General features: G+C 52.2%; 12 protein-coding genes. 3 read left to right on the forward strand and 9 right to left on the reverse strand.

Translation table 11 applies throughout. The features are described from left to right. Positions 1-472 precede the first annotated feature (472 nt). A complete protein-coding gene (locus IEX86_RS16255) occupies positions 473-2,632 on the reverse strand; it encodes an amylo-alpha-1,6-glucosidase (RefSeq protein WP_229685379.1) in 2,160 nt (719 codons plus the stop codon). Beyond that, a complete protein-coding gene (locus tag IEX86_RS16260) occupies positions 2,629-3,690 on the reverse strand; it encodes a glycosyltransferase family 4 protein (protein ID WP_188867185.1) in 1,062 nt (353 codons plus the stop codon). The genes IEX86_RS16255 and IEX86_RS16260 overlap by 4 nt, the downstream gene beginning before the upstream one ends. A gap of 372 nt (positions 3,691-4,062) precedes the next feature. Between IEX86_RS16260 and IEX86_RS16265 the strand changes: the two genes are divergently transcribed. Then, complete coding sequence (locus IEX86_RS16265) at positions 4,063-4,272, forward strand: cold-shock protein (protein ID WP_188867186.1); 210 nt, start codon at positions 4,063-4,065, stop codon at positions 4,270-4,272. A gap of 1,050 nt (positions 4,273-5,322) precedes the next feature. Here the strand turns inward: IEX86_RS16265 and IEX86_RS16270 are convergent. Continuing rightward, complete coding sequence (locus IEX86_RS16270) at positions 5,323-5,646, reverse strand: DUF6482 family protein (protein WP_188867187.1); 324 nt, start codon at positions 5,644-5,646, stop codon at positions 5,323-5,325. 324 nt (positions 5,647-5,970) lie between these two features. On the opposite strand from IEX86_RS16270, the gene hemB reads away from it, so the two are divergent. Next, positions 5,971-6,945, forward strand: a complete 975-nt coding sequence (hemB, locus tag IEX86_RS16275; RefSeq protein WP_188867188.1) for a porphobilinogen synthase — start codon at positions 5,971-5,973, stop codon at positions 6,943-6,945. Between the two features lie 47 nt (positions 6,946-6,992). On the opposite strand, the gene IEX86_RS16280 is transcribed toward hemB, so the two are convergent. From IEX86_RS16280 to IEX86_RS16295, 4 genes are read right to left on the reverse strand one after another with little or no spacing between them, the layout of a single operon-like run. Then, entirely contained in the window at positions 6,993-7,760 is a 768-nt protein-coding gene (locus tag IEX86_RS16280) for a heme ABC transporter ATP-binding protein (protein ID WP_188867189.1), read from the reverse strand. Further along, on the reverse strand, positions 7,760-8,737 hold the full coding sequence (locus IEX86_RS16285) for a FecCD family ABC transporter permease (protein ID WP_188867287.1): 978 nt from the start codon (positions 8,735-8,737) through the stop codon (positions 7,760-7,762). Before IEX86_RS16285 ends, IEX86_RS16280 begins: the two co-directional genes overlap by 1 nt. A gap of 50 nt (positions 8,738-8,787) precedes the next feature. Further along, positions 8,788-9,648, reverse strand: coding sequence for a heme/hemin ABC transporter substrate-binding protein (locus IEX86_RS16290; protein ID WP_229685390.1), 861 nt, complete (start codon positions 9,646-9,648; stop codon positions 8,788-8,790). A gap of 23 nt (positions 9,649-9,671) precedes the next feature. Beyond that, positions 9,672-10,730, reverse strand: a complete 1,059-nt coding sequence (locus IEX86_RS16295; protein ID WP_188867191.1) for a hemin-degrading factor — start codon at positions 10,728-10,730, stop codon at positions 9,672-9,674. A gap of 182 nt (positions 10,731-10,912) precedes the next feature. On the opposite strand from IEX86_RS16295, the gene IEX86_RS16300 reads away from it, so the two are divergent. Continuing rightward, positions 10,913-13,126: a TonB-dependent hemoglobin/transferrin/lactoferrin family receptor gene (locus IEX86_RS16300; protein ID WP_188867192.1), complete on the forward strand. Its 2,214-nt coding sequence runs from the start codon at positions 10,913-10,915 to the stop codon at positions 13,124-13,126. A gap of 91 nt (positions 13,127-13,217) precedes the next feature. Here IEX86_RS16300 and IEX86_RS16305 read toward each other — a convergent pair whose 3' ends face one another. Together IEX86_RS16305 and IEX86_RS16310 are read right to left on the reverse strand one after the other, a co-directional pair. Then, positions 13,218-13,445: a hypothetical protein gene (locus IEX86_RS16305; protein WP_188867193.1), complete on the reverse strand. Its 228-nt coding sequence runs from the start codon at positions 13,443-13,445 to the stop codon at positions 13,218-13,220. Between the two features lie 174 nt (positions 13,446-13,619). Further along, positions 13,620-14,777, reverse strand: coding sequence for a hypothetical protein (locus IEX86_RS16310; protein ID WP_188867194.1), 1,158 nt, complete (start codon positions 14,775-14,777; stop codon positions 13,620-13,622). Positions 14,778-15,377: the final 600 nt, after the last annotated feature.

Consider the following 15,377-nt stretch of genomic DNA (forward strand, 5'->3'; position numbering starts at 1 on the left):
GTCCCGTAGGAGCTGCCTTCTAGCGAAGTGCCATGGTTAAAGTCGCTATTTCTCTTAATACATGAATTTTTAAAATTAAGGGGTAGAGATGAGCATAGAGAAGCTAGCGTACCTGCAGAGCGGCCTGAGCAGTCAGCAGACAAAGTAGGCGATACAGAGCCTTCCGAGACGCTATCTAGCCTTTACACGAACACTGCACGAAGCAGCAGTAAAGGCCGCCAGAACGCATCGCTATAAAGATGATGAGTCAGATGCGTTTATCGGGGAGCTACATGGCCTATACGAGAGCTTTCGCAAGCGGTTGTGTGAGGGCCTGTGCGGTTGAACATAAGGCGGCTTGATCACATGCCACAGCGCCTGTGTATCAGGCACCGGGAAACATCAGGTTTCTCATCTATACGAATCGTTGGGATATTGTCTAATGCCTCGCTGCAAATAAAAGGCGTAGGTCAATAAATCCAGATGAGAAGGCCTAGAGGCGTAAGTCAACCTTTACAGGATGCGGTCCTTCCTGACGTTCTACGTAAGCCGTTACCCGGCTGCCTATGCGCTGGAAGGTGATGTCTATGCAATGCTCGCCAAAGGTGATGTGCCTGACTTCCAGGCGATCGATACCTGTAGGCATCTGCGGGGCTGTAATAGTAATAAGGCACTGTTGAGCATCAATGTTTATACCCAGGCAAGCCTGGAGCAGCATAAAAACCGAACCGGCCGCCCATGCCTGAGGCAGGCAGGCAACAGGGTATGCGGTAGGTGCTTCGCTGGGCGCTCGGTCGAAGCCGCAGAACAGCTCTGGCAGTCGCATACCAAAATGGGCAGCAGCCTCAAAGATGCCTGCCAGTAGATGCACGGACCCAGTATGCTCGCCGTAACGCGCAATCCCCGCTGCACACAGGGCTACATCATGTGGCCAGATTGAGCCGTTGTGATAGGACATTGGGTTAAAGCGTGCTGATCCGGCCACGACTGTCCGTATCCCCCATCCACTGTCGAATGAGCGCTCCAAAAGTTGCTGTGCAGCCAGCTTTCCGCGCTTGGGCGCAGGAAGGCCTGTAAATAACAGGTGTCCGACATTGGAGGCATTGACCGCACAGGGTTTGCCATTGCCATCCAGAGCCAGGGCGTAAAAGTGTTTGTCTTCTAGCCAAAAGCATCGCTCTACGGCCTCTTGCAAGGCTTCAGCACGCTGTTGCCAATGTTGGGCAGCCTGGCGGTCCTCTCGGGTTTCGGCAAGCTCGGCCATGCTCAGGTAAGCGCGGTAGGCATAACCTTGTACTTCAACCAAGGCAATTGGTCCTTCTGGAGAAGAGCCATCGGCATGGAAGATAGAATCATGACTGTCTTTCCAGCCCTGATTAGCCAAGCCGCTTTCCTCCCCCCGGGCATAGCTGAGAAAGCCGTCCGGATTTTTCGAAGCATTGCCTTCAATCCACTGGGCTGCCCGTTCCAGAGCAGGCCATAACTCCTCGATAAAGGCCATGTCGCCGGTACGCTTTGCATAAGCGCCTGCAAGCAACACGAATAACGGGGTGGTGTCTACACCACCGTAGTAACGGCTAAAGGGAAGCTCATTGAGCGATGACATTTCTCCCTTACGTGTCTCGTGCATGATTTTGCCCGGCTCGGCATCACGAAACGTTGAAACCTCTTTGGCTTGGTGTAATGCCAGATAAGCAAGTACCCCTCGTGCTAATTGAGGGTTCAGCCAGAGAAGCTGGTACGCCGTGATGATGGCATCTCGTCCAAATGGCGTTGAGTACCAGGGTACTCCGGCATAGGGATAGGGGCCGGTAGGAAGCTCTGATGTCAGCAGTGCCAGATCGGCGCGTGATTTGTCCAGCCAGCCTTGGAACAGTCGTCCTGATGCCTTGATATGTGCGCCGCTACGCTGCTTCTTGCGCATCGCCCAGCGAGCCTTTGCCGCTGACCGGCGGAAGCGGACCCGTGATGCCTGAATCGGCTGCATTCCTACTTCGATATACAGTTCATAGGGAGCATGTGCGCCCACTTCAAACTCGAACGTAGCCTGTGAGCCGTCCAGACTAAGGGGGGCTTCAGAAAAGCTTAACGCCATGCAGCGTTGTTGCTTGTCCAGGCCGTAATAGCGGAGTGTGGCACTCCATTCGTTAATATCAGGCGCATCCTGAGTACCACGCATGGGCCGTTGCTGCCCGCGCACTTCAAACATATCGCGAAAATCACCTGAGAAGTGAAGGCCAAGAGGTACGGTCACGGCTTGATCACTGTAATTAAAGAACCTGATGCGCTCGAACATCCGGCTCCCCCAGAGCAATTTTTTGCGCTCTATATGGAGTGCTCCCTGAGGGGTGAACGTGTCTCCCAACAGAGGAAGCGGGTGGTTGGTCAGGTGGGATATAGCGTAAACATTATCCTGACTGACCGTCGCCGAGAGCAGCGAGGGTCTTTGGTTGGCGAGAAATAGGTGGTAGCACGACAAGATACGAGTGTCATGGTGAAACAGGCCATCGTCATGGCCATTAAGGTCGCCAAACGCGTCTACCACCAGAAAGGTGTCATCCTCCATGAGTACAAACAGCTTCTGAAAGCTGGGCTCTGGTGGGCTTTGGCTAACGGCCGGAGTTTCCTCAAAGGACAATAATGTGTTCATCATGCGATCTTCCTAAGGGGAAGTTGCGGGTCATCTTCGCCTAGCAATTGCTGGTAAAGATGGACATAGTGTCTAGCCATGGCGTCCGCCGAAAAACGCACTTCATACACGTCTCTGATGGCTTGGCGGTCAAGGTCCATAACGCGGCTGGTTGCGTCAATAGCCTCTGCTTCACTGTCAACGACAAATCCCGTGACGCCCTCATCAATCACTTCCGATACCGATCCGCAGCGCCATGCGATGACGGGGGTGCCACATGCCATTGCTTCGATCATGACCAGTCCAAATGGCTCAGGCCAATCAATTGGAAACAACAGAGCATGTGCATTACCCAGGAATTCGGATTTTTCACTGTCCCCAATTTCGCCAATGAACTCAATCAGTGGGTGGGACAGCAAAGGGCGGATATCACGCTCGAAATACTCACGGTCGGCGTTATCGACTTTGGCGGCTATCTTGAGAGGAATACCCGCTGCAATAGCGATGGCGATAGCGCGGTCGGGTCGCTTTTCCGGCGAGATGCGGCCTAGAAAGGCAAGATACTTACCTGCGTCTTTTTTGAAGGTATAGGCCACAGGAGACAGGCCATGGTGGATTGTGCCCTGCCAGTTGGCAAACGGTAGCGGGGTGCGCTGGTGTCGGGAAATAGACACCAATGGAAATTGCTTCCAGTGTAGGTAAGTACCCGGAAGGTCTTTGAGGTCCAGACGGCCATGCAATGTGGTTAGCGTTCGACCTGCGATCTTTTCAAAGAAAGGAAAATGCAAGAGGTCGATATGAAAGTGCAGCAGATCGAACTCATCAGCCCGCTGCCGCACCTCATAAAGCATGTTCAAATGACTGGCAAGATCTGACTTGAGCGGTGCGGGATCAAGCCGTAAAGGCTGATCACGGCCTATTGTTTGCGCAGCCGATGTCTGTGAGCCCCCAGCAGCAAAAAGTGTGACTTCATGGCCAAGATCGACCAGCGCATCAGTGAGATGAGCCACGACACGTTCAGTACCGCCATAAAGCTTTGGTGGTACCGCTTCATATAGTGGTGCAATTTGCGCAATTTTCATCGTCTATCTCCAGTTAGAGTTCGACAGAGTCAGAAATGGCAAACGCGACCGGGGGTTTTTAAAGGTGTGAGAACGTGCTCGGCTGAATTTTAAAGACGCTGTCCACAGCAGAGTAGCTTATCTGGTAATAGTTCATGTTTTTAAAATTTAAAATAATTTAGCGGTTGTTGGTGATTAAAGATTATTGGCCAGCCGTCTAATAATTAGTCAATAACCACTTCACTGCGTAGGAATGGAGTACAGTCCAAGCACTCTTGTTTTCTGAGATGACATGGGTGGAGAGTTAATTTTGATTAAAATCGAGTTTATTGCTCTGCCTGCTCCAGGATACTTTATTTTTATAAAGTTTTAATACGCCTTTAGGAGGTTGTTTTGTCTATTCGACGTCAAGGAATCATCAAGTGGTTCAGCGAAGCCAAAGGCTTTGGCTTTATTAAGCCACAGGAAGGCCCCGATCTGTTTGTGCACCTCAGCGCGTGTGAAGACCCTGGGTTCAGGGGGCTGTATGAGGGGCAGTTGGTGAGCTATCAACTGATTATGGGGGCTAAAGGTTTTCAAGCAGATCATGTCCGGAATCGTTAAAAAAGACTCGAGCAGTGGCTCCCAAAATATAAAAGATAGTATTTATGTAGGGTGACATTGCAGATCAGAGGAGCGTTTAATTAGGGACAGTTATCTATCGAGCTTCAGCTAAATCCTGATAATAATCTTCGAATTATAAAGATACATTGTTGATATGTTGAAATAAGTTATTTGCTATCGAATGATTATGATGGCTACGGTTGTTTATTCTAGACCTATAATCGCTAGCTAGAAGGCTGGTTTATCTGCCCCGTCATTATGGTCTTGTCATTAAATCAGACACATAAGAGAAGGTTTAAGCTGCTTTTAAAGAGCCAATGCACGGCAAAATTCCTATCAATAAAATCAGCATTAAAAATCCGAATATATAAGACAGCGGCTCTAACTAATCAGACGCCGCATGGCACGGCGTTACGAGCTAGAGACCCAGCAGGCCAATTCTGATCGACTTTATCCCACCCATTCGCTTGCAGCAGTGGGGGAAGCAGACCTAAAGGACTGCATCTGAGGTGGGTTAATTAGTAAAATTCGCATATTCTTAATACCAAAGGTATCCCTCTGAGCTGTTCGTCATCACCCGGGCAGACCAGTAAGATTTTGCGTAGCTATCCTTTTCCCGCAACGACTTGCATCCCCCTAGTGGTCTAGGACGGTACGCAAACCCAGTCGATGGCTGCTCGCGGATAAGGAATATGATGCAGAAAACTACGTTGGTACTATGGTTGCTACTGGATCAGACCTATTCCGCTGCGTGACCTGAAGCGCATACCAAAGTCAAAGATGCTGCAACTTACAGGCAGAATAACGTCAGCAGGCAAATATTCGAGTGGTTGAAGAAACGGCGCAGGTCGGTACCCGATATGGCAAGCTGCCAGAGAGCTTCAAGGCTATGGTTATGCTGGCCTCTCTGACGCCGCACAGGGCACTACCTTCCTGCAAAATCTAAGAAATAAATCGACCTTCCTGACTTGATAGCATAAGGCAGTATTTGGCCGGGTATACCCTCATGCCATGGAACGACAGAGCCTGAACACATCAGGCTCGGCAGTCTTAGTTATTTCGTTCGCCCATCGAATTGCCGTGCAGGGGAATAGGCTCCTTGGAGGCTTGCGGTGTACTGTCCTGTCCTACCATTTCTTCATAAACCGCAGGCTGGACCAGGAAAAGCTGAACATCGCCTTTCAGATTGACCAGGGTTTTTCGACCTTCTTCGACCGAGGCGATGTGCATCGTTTCGCCGTGATCATTCACAACAGGGTGAGACTTGTTATCCATTAACGCATGTATGACGAAAGAGCCGCCTTCCATGGAAATAAAATGGATTTCCTTAACCTCTCCTGCCTTCACATGCTTGGTCAGTTCTGCCACATTCATGAAGGTTCTCCAGTGCTCGGTTGTTGTTTAAAGAAGCGTTTCGCTATCGTTCTTTGAAAGGCCCTGGATCGGCGAGTTCAATAGAAGGGCCTCTACCTGTAATTATCTGTGCGGTCTTGTTGTCATGTATCGTAGTAAAAATGATACGTGGCAAAGTGACGCGCTGGAGAGCACACATCGGCGGTCTTATCAGTAGTATGCTAAGGAAACGACGATCCGCTGAGTTTTTCGGCTCGACTTTCAGAATCTTCCAATGGCTACGGCCATTCCTCCGCTCGTCAGAAGTCAAATCTGCTACAGATTTTGTTTATTGCGAGGTTCCAAGTGCCCAGTTCATTCCCTATTTCTCGCCCCCGCCGTCTTCGTCGGTCCGATCAGCTTCGCTCGGTTTTTCAAGAAACAGAGTTAAGCCTCAACGATTTGGTATTGCCGATTTTCGTGGAGGAAGAAATCGATGATTTCGTTCCGATCAAGGCCATGCCTGGCGTAATGCGTATTCCCGAGTCCAGACTGGCCAGCGAAATAGAGCGTTATGCCCGCGCCGGCATCAAGTCGGTCATGACCTTTGGGGTGTCTCACCACCTGTCCCATGATGGAAGCGATACGTGGCGTGAAGATGGGCTGGTGTCCCGAATGACGCGTATCTGCAAGGATGCAGTGCCAGAAATGATCGTTATGTCTGACACCTGTTTTTGTGAATACACGACCCACGGCCATTGCGGTATCGTTCATGACGACCATATCGACAATGACGCTACGCTGATCAATCTGGGTAAGCAGGCAGTGGCTGCCGCTCAGGCCGGTGCTGACTTTATTGCACCGTCTGCTGCTATGGATGGTCAGGTACACGCGATTCGCAGTGCGCTTGATGAAGCAGGCTTTATCAATACAGCGATCATGTCCTATTCCACCAAGTTTGCCTCAGCGATGTATGGCCCGTTCCGCGAGGCCGGCGGCAGTGCACTCAAGGGTAATCGCAATGCCTACCAGATGAACCCGATGAACCGCCGTGAAGCCATCCGCGAGTCTCTAATGGATGAGCAGGAAGGCGCGGATGCGCTCATGGTAAAGCCCGCGGGTGCGTATCTGGACATCATCCGGGACATTCGTGAGGCGTCCCAGCTGCCATTGGGTGCGTATCAGGTCAGCGGTGAATACGCCATGATCAAATTCGCCGCCGCAGCGGGCGCCATTGATGAACACCGCGTGGTACGGGAAAGCCTGGGCTCGATCAAGCGCGCCGGGGCCGACCTTATCTTTACCTACTTTGCCATGGATCTGGCAAAAGACGGCATCTGATCGTACGCGGGCAGGACCGGCATCTCTAATGCCGGTCCTGCCCAGATTTATAGATAGATTACCAGTGGATGACGGTGAACCGGATGCTCCTGGATCAGGACGTCCAGGTCGAACACTGCCTTAAGTCGCTCCGGGCGGAGCACGTCCGCCGGGCTACCCAGCCCTTCTACCTGACCATGCTTTAGCATAAGCAGCCGGTCACAATAGCGGGCCGCCAAATTCATATCATGCAGTACCACGGCCACCGCCAGCCCTTGGTCGGCCATCTGCCGGACAACCTTCAAGACACTGTGCTGATGATGGGGGTCGAGTGCCGAGGTAGGCTCATCCAACAGCAATACCTTGTTAGAGGTTGCGGGCCAAAGTTGGGCCAATATGCGAGCGAGATGGGTTCGCTGGCGTTCTCCACCTGACAGGGTTGTATAACTGCGTTGTGAAAGCTCGGTTAGGTCACACAGATCCAGCACCGTATCGACGATTTGTGTATCTGCCTTAATGCCGGTCGCGTGGGGCAGTCGACCAAACCGTATAACCTGCCTTACCGTAAAGGCAAAACTCAAGGTCGATGCCTGGGGCAGCACCGCCAGATGAAGCGCTCGGATTGCAGGTGGCCATGCAGTTAAAGGCTTTGCTCCAAGAAAGGTATTGCCTGAAGTTGGATGTATATCGCCGCATAACGCGCCGAATAATGTACTTTTTCCGGCACCATTGGGGCCAATGACGCCCAGCACTTCACCGCTGCGCAGCTCAAGGTTGATGTCACGAATGCGCCAGCCAGTAGCATGATGAACGCTTAAGCCCTCTGCCTTGAGCATCACACGCTCCTTCGTAACAGCAGGAAAAGAAAGAAGGGCGCACCGATAAACGCGGTGACGATACCTATGGGCAGTTCGGCAGGAGCGAGCAGCAGGCGTGCAATGATATCCGCAAGCAGCAACAGGCTGGCACCGCCGAAAAGCGCAGAAGGCAGAAGCATGCGATGGTCGGGGCCAACGAGCAGGCGCAACAGGTGTGGCACAACCAGCCCTACAAAGCCGATCAGCCCCGCTGCCGCTACGGCAGCGCCAACGCCCAGCGCCGTACACAGGATCAACTCGCCTTTGAGTCGTTCTACGTCGATACCCAAATGCCTCGCCTCGGATTCGCCAAGGAGTAGTGTATTCAGGGCATCGGCACGCCGGGGCAGCCACAGCGCAACGGCCAGGCCAATCCCCAGTAATGGCCATAAGCGTGCATAGCTGGCGCCGTTCAGGCTGCCGAGGTTCCATGACGTCAACAGGCGAAGCGTAGTGTCATCGGCCAGATAAGTTAGCAGGCCTATGGCGGCACCCGCCATGGCCGTCAGTGCAATACCAGCCAAAAGCATGGTGGCTACATGCGCCTGTCCCTCCCGACAACCCAGGCGGTATACCATGGCTGTAATAATCAGGCCGCCCATGAAGGCAAACAGGGAGAGCAGGTAGGGCTGTAAGCCAATCGGCAAGGCAAAGAAATATTCAGCCCCCACAATAGCCAGCGCCGCGCCCAGTGCTGCTCCACTGGACACACCAATCAAGCCCGGGTCTGCCAACGGATTGCGAAAGAGCCCTTGCATCGCAACGCCTGTCAGTGCCAATACCGCGCCAACCATCAGGCCCATCAACGTACGAGGCAGACGGATCTGACCGACCACCAACAGGGCTTGGTCGTTTGCTGCGACGGGCAGACCTGAGAGGTGAGCAAGGGCACGCAGCGTTTCGCCCAGCGGGAGGCGAAGCGGCCCCAGGGCCAGTGAAAGCCATACGCATAACAGAGTCAGACTTATCAAGCTTGTAAGTAGCAGCTTAGGTGACACACGCCGACTCATGGTTTCTTGGCTACCGGCTCTGCAAGATCCTGCGGATAGAACTGTGCGGCGAGATGCTCAGCTACAGCTGGCAGACGTGGCCCCAGGCCGCCCACCAGTACGGTGGCATCAATGGGGAGTACATGTCCGCTACGCACCGCTTGGCTTTGACTCAAAGCGGGGTTTTGTTTAAGTAAGGCCTGAGTGGCCGCTGCTCCTTCCAGGCGGCGGTCAGCAATGATGATATAGGCAGGATCGAGTCCAGCTAACATTTCACTGGAAAGTGCCTTGTATCCTGTTTGGGTAGCGAGGTTGGTGCCTCCTGCCTGCTTTATCAGCCAATCGCCCAACGTGCCATCTCCTGCCACCAGTGGGCGGTCTCCTGTGCCGCCAATCAGCAGCAGTACGCCAGGTGCCGGGTGTTGGGCCTGTGCCGCGTGGAGACGGGCCTTCAGCTGCTGCAGTGTTTGGCTGTACTGGTTGAACTGCTGTCGGGCGTCTTCTGGCGTACCCAACCATGCACCCAACTTATCCAAGGTGCTATGCAGTGTTTCGAGGTTCGCGTCAGCCGACAGCGTTTCTACTCGGACACCTGCCTTACGCAGCTGATCGAGTACTGGAGGCGGTCCCATTTCTTCGCTACCAACCAGCATATCCGGGCGCAAGGCGAGTACCCCTTCTGCACTAAGCTGGCGCTGATAACCGATTTTAGGTAGAGCCTGAAGCGATTCGGGGTGTTGGCTTGTGGTATCAATACCGACCAGGCGGGATTCACCGCCTAGCACCACGATCCATTCAGTCAGCGAGCCGCCTGCACTGACCCAGCGCTGGGGTTGGTCGGCAGACAAGACAACCACGGCGGTAGCCCAAAGCAGCATCCCGATGGCAAGACGAAATATCTTCACTGAGCAGACTCCGCCAGAGCCGTCCATTGCGTGAGCTCAGGTTGGCCAGGTTTACGTGCGCCAAACAGCTGCATGATCAGTTCTCCATTGTTGTCATAGGCTTCAAGGCTGGTGATGACACCATCTACACTGGGTTTGCGCACACGCCAGAGCGTATGAATGCCAGACGTCTGTATGTGCAGGTTAAAGTCACTGTCCAACACATTGAACCAGGTGTCTACCCATTTAAGGGTTGTAATAGCCCCCGTGTGAATCTGAATGCAATGGCGATTTCCCACAAAGACCATGATCGGCAGTTGTTGTGCCGCTGCTGCCTCCATGACTCGAGGCAGAGCGCTGCTGCTCAAGGGCTCTGCCCACTGGGTGCCTGCCAGTCGTAACGCCTGCGTGCGAGCAATACCTAGGCGCTGCAGGAGTGCATGGAAGTGATGGGTATCCCTCAGCTCTGCCCAACCTGAGCGCAGCGCTTCGGTATCCACGGCTTCATCAGCACACGGCAGGGGCTGCTCTTTAAGGGGTACAAGCTCTAGGTGACTGTCTTGATCGTCGCTTTTGAAGCGTGTCTTCAGGGCCGTCCAGGCCTTAATGTTACTGTGCTCCGTCAGGTAGACCTTATGGATGGCCACCCCTTGGGCATCAAAGATCTGCAGACTGCGCAGTAGGCCTCGGGAGGTTACCTCATCCACTGCAAAGGCGAATGCCCAACCTGACAGGAACAGGCGCAGGTCAATGTCAGGCGAGACGACCAGCCCCATGCGGCTATTACCCGAAACGGCAAGTTCGCGATAGGGACCTTTGCGCTCATGCACGCAATACTCATTACGTGTGAGTGCCATGATGCGGCCTAGGTTACCCAGCTCACTCAGCAGCACTTTCCACTCGGGTCGCAGGCGTATGACATCTGTACCTAACCGGCTGGCCACGAGTTCAGCCTCACTGACGTGTAACTGGAGCGCCGCCTCGCGGGCTCGTATATGTGGCGTTTCCAGACGCAGCTGTTGCCATGCGGCGAACACGTTATTGGTGCTGGTTGGCTCAGAAGTCGGAAGGCTCATGGGTGTTTTCCTTAACGATCAGGGCAGGGTGGCAGGGCTGGACAACAGGCCAGCGAATCTAGCGCGAATATTAAAACGATAATCATTAACAATAAAGATGATATTGGTTCTCATCTGTGTCTTTACAGATGGATTTTAATTGTTAATGATTATCAAATGCATTTAATGACCTTGAGCCTTTCATGAATACACGTCCACCCTTTCCACTTCGTCCGTGGGTTGTTCTGCTGTGCCTGACTCCTGGAATGACACTCGCTGCTGAAAGTGCAAGTTCTCTTCCTGCGACCACTATTACCGCAACCTTTACCGAACAGCCTGTCATGGCGGTTCCGAATACTGTTTCGGTTAAGGAGCAGGTGGATATTGATCGGGAAAATATCAATACCATTAAAGACCTGGTACGGCATGAGCCGGGGATCAGTGTAGGTGGAACAGGCCATGCGGCGGGTATCAGCGGGTTTAATATCCGGGGTATTGATGGCAACCGTGTCCTGACGCAGATTGATGGCGTGACAGTTCCCAACGCCTATGCCTTCGGTCCCTATGCCAATACCCGACGAAACTATGTCGACCCAGACCTTATCAAGCGAGTAGAAATCCTGCGCGGTCCTGCATCTGCTCTGTATGGAAGCGATGCGATTGGTGGAGCCGTCAGCTACTTTACGCTTGATCCAGAAGATCTGTTTCGAGACGGCAAGGATTATGGCGCTCGGTTCAAGACAGGTTACAGCTCGGCCGCTCGCAGCTGGCTGACGTCTGGTACGGTGGCCGGGCGGGCAGGAGACTTTGATGCGCTAGTGCATTATGGCAAGCGCAGTGGGCATGAGACAGAATCCTATGGCGACCATCATGGCCTGGGCAGCAGCCGTACCGCCGCCAATCCAGAGGATAACAGTAGCTACAATGTGCTGGCCAAGCTGGGTTACCACTATGGCAATGACAGTCGTCTGCAGGTGACCTATGAGCGTTACCACTCGCGCCTGGATGGTGACATAAAAAGCTCCCCAACCCGAATCTTTGAAGTGCCTACGCGTAGCTATCTAGAGCGTAACGTCGTCGATGTAGAAGAGCGGGAGCGCTTTAGCCTTGAAAATGCCCTGAATCTAGAGACAGGGTTGGCTGACCGCTGGACAACCTTGCTGGGTTATCAAAACGGGGGGACGGACCAGCGCACATACCAGCCCAACAGCAGCTCAAGCTATTACCGCAAGACCACCTACGAAGAACGTACCTGGACGTTTGATAACAAATTCGACAAGCATTTTGCCCAGGGTGAAACCGAGCATCTGGTCACGTACGGCTTGAGTTACGAACACCAGAGTGTCGATGGTTTGCGTACCGGAACCTCTAACCGCGGAGTGGCCAATCTGTATGCCAGCGATTTTCCTTCGCCTACGGTAGATACCTGGGGGTTATTCGTCCAGGATCAGATAGAGATAGGCGCCTGGACCTTCCTGCCGGCGCTGCGCTATGACCATACGACACTAGAACCGGATGCCGATTCGGCTTACCTGGCTGGGCTGGCTAACGGTACGGTTTTCGATGACAGCGAAAAGAGCTGGCACCACGTCTCGCCCAAGCTAGGTATTACCTATCGCTTCAATGACAACTACAGCGCGTTCGGCCAATACGCCGAGGGTTTTCGAACGCCGACGCCTAAAGCGCTCTACGGTAACTTTACCAATGAAAGCGCGGGTTATCGGGTGGTAGGCAATGCCGACCTCGACCCGGAAACCAGCCGTGGCGTCGAAGTAGGGTTCAGGGGGCACTTTGACCGGGGCAACTTCAGTGTCGCGTTGTTTTATAACAAGTATCGTGACTTCATTGAGGAGGATGCCTTGGGTGGGGGCGGCAGTTACACTGTCTTCCAATCCAGCAACATCAGCCGAGCGACCATCAAGGGAGCCGAAGCTAAAGGGCATCTGCAACTGGACACCTTCGGCTTGTCTGCAGGCGTTTATGGTGAGGCTGCCATCGCTTATGCCTGGGGTCGCAGCGAGGACACAGGCCAGCCGCTCAATAGCGTTAACCCGCTGACTGGCGTCTTTAGCTTCGGGTATGACGAAAGTGCTGGTCAGTATGGCGGCCGTCTTGACTGGACGCTTGTACAACGCAAGAAACGCGTGGACGATACGAGCTACCATGCGGCCGATGGTAATACCCGATTCCGCACACCTGGGTTTGGTGTGCTAGACCTAACGGCGAATTACAAGGTCACGCGCGATCTCACCGTCAACGCTGGGCTCTATAACCTTACGGACAAGAAGTACTGGTTATGGGATGACGTGCGGGGTTATGACACAACCGGGGAGGGCGGAATGCTGGCGCCAGCTAACATCGACCGGTTGAGCCAGCCGGGCCGTAATGTATCGATGAATCTCGTCTGGGAAATCTAAACTCATTACAGAGGCGTGTTAGCGATACATAGCGCTAAGCGCCTTTGCTGCTACAGTGAAGAAAGACTCACAAATATATTTGGTATCAGTCTTATTTAAGGGAAAAATCTTCATTCCCTTTGCTTGTGGCCTGTATTGCTTTTATGCCAACTGACAATGCACTTCCCGCTACACTAAAGCTCATGTCAAGTCGGCTGGTAGCCTTGTTCTTCAAGCCAGCGTCAAAACGATCTTCCTCTCTTTTACCCTGCTTAAGACCCCAAACCGGCAAGCATTGACGCTGGCACATCTGCCCAGCAGGCGTAAATTTCTCCTGCATGTATTCTGCTTTACAGAATGAGCTGCTTATCAAGTGTTAGGAGCATGATCGAATCCAATGGCCGGTTGCATGAAAAAGGCCTGGCCACCGCGGCGGCGACCTTACAACAGTAATCGCCCCAAGACGCTTCATGGAAGGTAGGCTTGGCTTTAAAAACCAAGCCTACCTTTATTGCTACTGTTGATGAATGGAGGCTATGTTGCCGATCCCACGCTGGGTAACGGTAACACTATCGCCAGGAACAGGAGTGCTCTGATTCTGGCTAATATTAATGATATTTCCCAGGCCATCCTGTTTAACAGTGGCAGAAGATCCAGCCATATTTGTAGATTCAGAAGCAGTCTGAGAAAGCGTAATTTCGTTGGACGAGCCTATCTGATCTACATCTGCGTAACTATTGTCGGCGCCCTGATCAAGCTTGGCAATATTACCATCGCCCTCCTGCCAGAGATCCATTCTTGTCACATAGCCTCCCTGGCTGATCTCTACGGTATTGTTGTTCCCACTAGAGGTGCCGTTTAAGCCGCCGTTTATCGTACCTTGATAAATCGTTGCCTGATTCCCATCACCTTGTTGGGAGAAGTTTAATGAGGCGAAGCCTCCGCCCTGATTAATCGAAGCGGTATTAGTATTACCATTCTGGGATAAAGAAAGGTTGTTGAACCCATAACGACCTGCACTTTGGGATGTTTCAGCAACGTTTTCATTACCATATTGGTTAATAGAGCTGCGTATTTCCTCTGAGCCACCACTCTGATTAAGTGTTATTTGGTTGTTTTCACCTGTTTGGCTCGTTTGGGCTGATACATAATCGCCCTGGTTGACAGCTAATCTATTATGATTACCTACCATGCTAACATTTAAATCACTGGCACCATAAATAGTACCTTGCTGGATCTCGGAAGCATTATTGGATCCTTCCTGATACACAGTCGAACGAGATGAGTAATAACTACCTTGTTGATTAAGGGTCGTGCTATTGGAGTCCCCCAGTTGAGTTACTGAGGCATAATGCTCGACTTCGCTTGTATCGTAGACCGGCTGTTGATAAACAGACGCAGCATTATTGTCGCCGCTCTGATTGACGTCTACCTGATGACCGAAGCCCTTTTGAACAGTTTCGGCCGTGTTAGTATTACCGTTCTGTACAATAAATGACCGGTTCGCATTACCCGTTTGTGTCTGTGTAGCCGTGTTGCCTTCACCGCTCTGATCGAGCGTAACCTCGTTATTGTTTCCATCTTGAGTTTGCGTTGCGTTGTGATTGGCCGCCAGGGTTGTTCCTGCAACGGAAATCATCACAGCAAATGCTAAAGGCTTAAGTGTGAGCATGCGGTACTTTCCTTGTGAGGTTAGGGTCTGTTTAGCTAAGTCAGAGACAAAGCTAAAAAGCTATAGACTAACTTCCTGACAAGCACCAGTTTAAGTTACCAAGTACTGATTAATGGATAGTATAAATCTGGTGGCACTTTGTTTTTTAAAAAAGCCTCAAATGCTGCGCTTATGTATTAGCAAAACGAACCTTTAATTCAAAGCCTGCAACAAACAAAACAATTACACGTACCGTTTCGTATAGCACTTGCCCGGGCGAGTCAAGTTTTACGAGGTCCATAAAGTTCTTCTACAGTCCCGTATCTCATAAGCCATGAATGTCTTAGGTCACTGTCGCAGCGACAGCCTCAAACGCGTTATGGATAAGCCGCCATCTCGTAGGGCTTTTTAATGATTTTAAGGAAATGCGGATTACCTTATCGGTCGTCCCAACTCACCTATACTGGCCCATTTTGGGCGACTCGACCTCGTACTTATCTGGCGTTAATAAAAGCGGCTGCTCTGAAACTGTACAGGACGGAGTTGGCCGACTTGCCTGCAAGGTAAAGTCATAGCTTCTTGCGCCATCATTAAACCGCAAGCGTGGGTCGACCACAAACA

Origin of the sequence: Pseudomonas asuensis, from assembly GCF_014646755.1 — a bacterium.
Taxonomy (GTDB): Bacteria; Pseudomonadota; Gammaproteobacteria; order Pseudomonadales; family Pseudomonadaceae; genus Chryseomonas; species Chryseomonas asuensis.

Bases quoted from the DNA above. Each gene is read 5' to 3' on its own strand.
- IEX86_RS16255 (WP_229685379.1), bottom strand. From the start codon at position 2,632: ATGATGAACACATTATTGTCCTTTGAGGAAACTCCGGCCGTTAGCCAA.
- IEX86_RS16260 (WP_188867185.1), bottom strand. From the start codon at position 3,690: ATGAAAATTGCGCAAATTGCACCACTATATGAAGCGGTACCACCAAAG.
- IEX86_RS16270 (WP_188867187.1), bottom strand. From the start codon at position 5,646: ATGAATGTGGCAGAACTGACCAAGCATGTGAAGGCAGGAGAGGTTAAG.
- IEX86_RS16280 (WP_188867189.1), bottom strand. From the start codon at position 7,760: ATGCTCAAGGCAGAGGGCTTAAGCGTTCATCATGCTACTGGCTGGCGC.
- IEX86_RS16290 (WP_229685390.1), bottom strand. From the start codon at position 9,648: ATGCTGCTTTGGGCTACCGCCGTGGTTGTCTTGTCTGCCGACCAACCC.
- IEX86_RS16295 (WP_188867191.1), bottom strand. From the start codon at position 10,730: ATGAGCCTTCCGACTTCTGAGCCAACCAGCACCAATAACGTGTTCGCC.
- IEX86_RS16300 (WP_188867192.1), top strand. From the start codon at position 10,913: ATGAATACACGTCCACCCTTTCCACTTCGTCCGTGGGTTGTTCTGCTG.
- IEX86_RS16305 (WP_188867193.1), bottom strand. From the start codon at position 13,445: ATGCAGGAGAAATTTACGCCTGCTGGGCAGATGTGCCAGCGTCAATGC.
- IEX86_RS16310 (WP_188867194.1), bottom strand. From the start codon at position 14,777: ATGCTCACACTTAAGCCTTTAGCATTTGCTGTGATGATTTCCGTTGCA.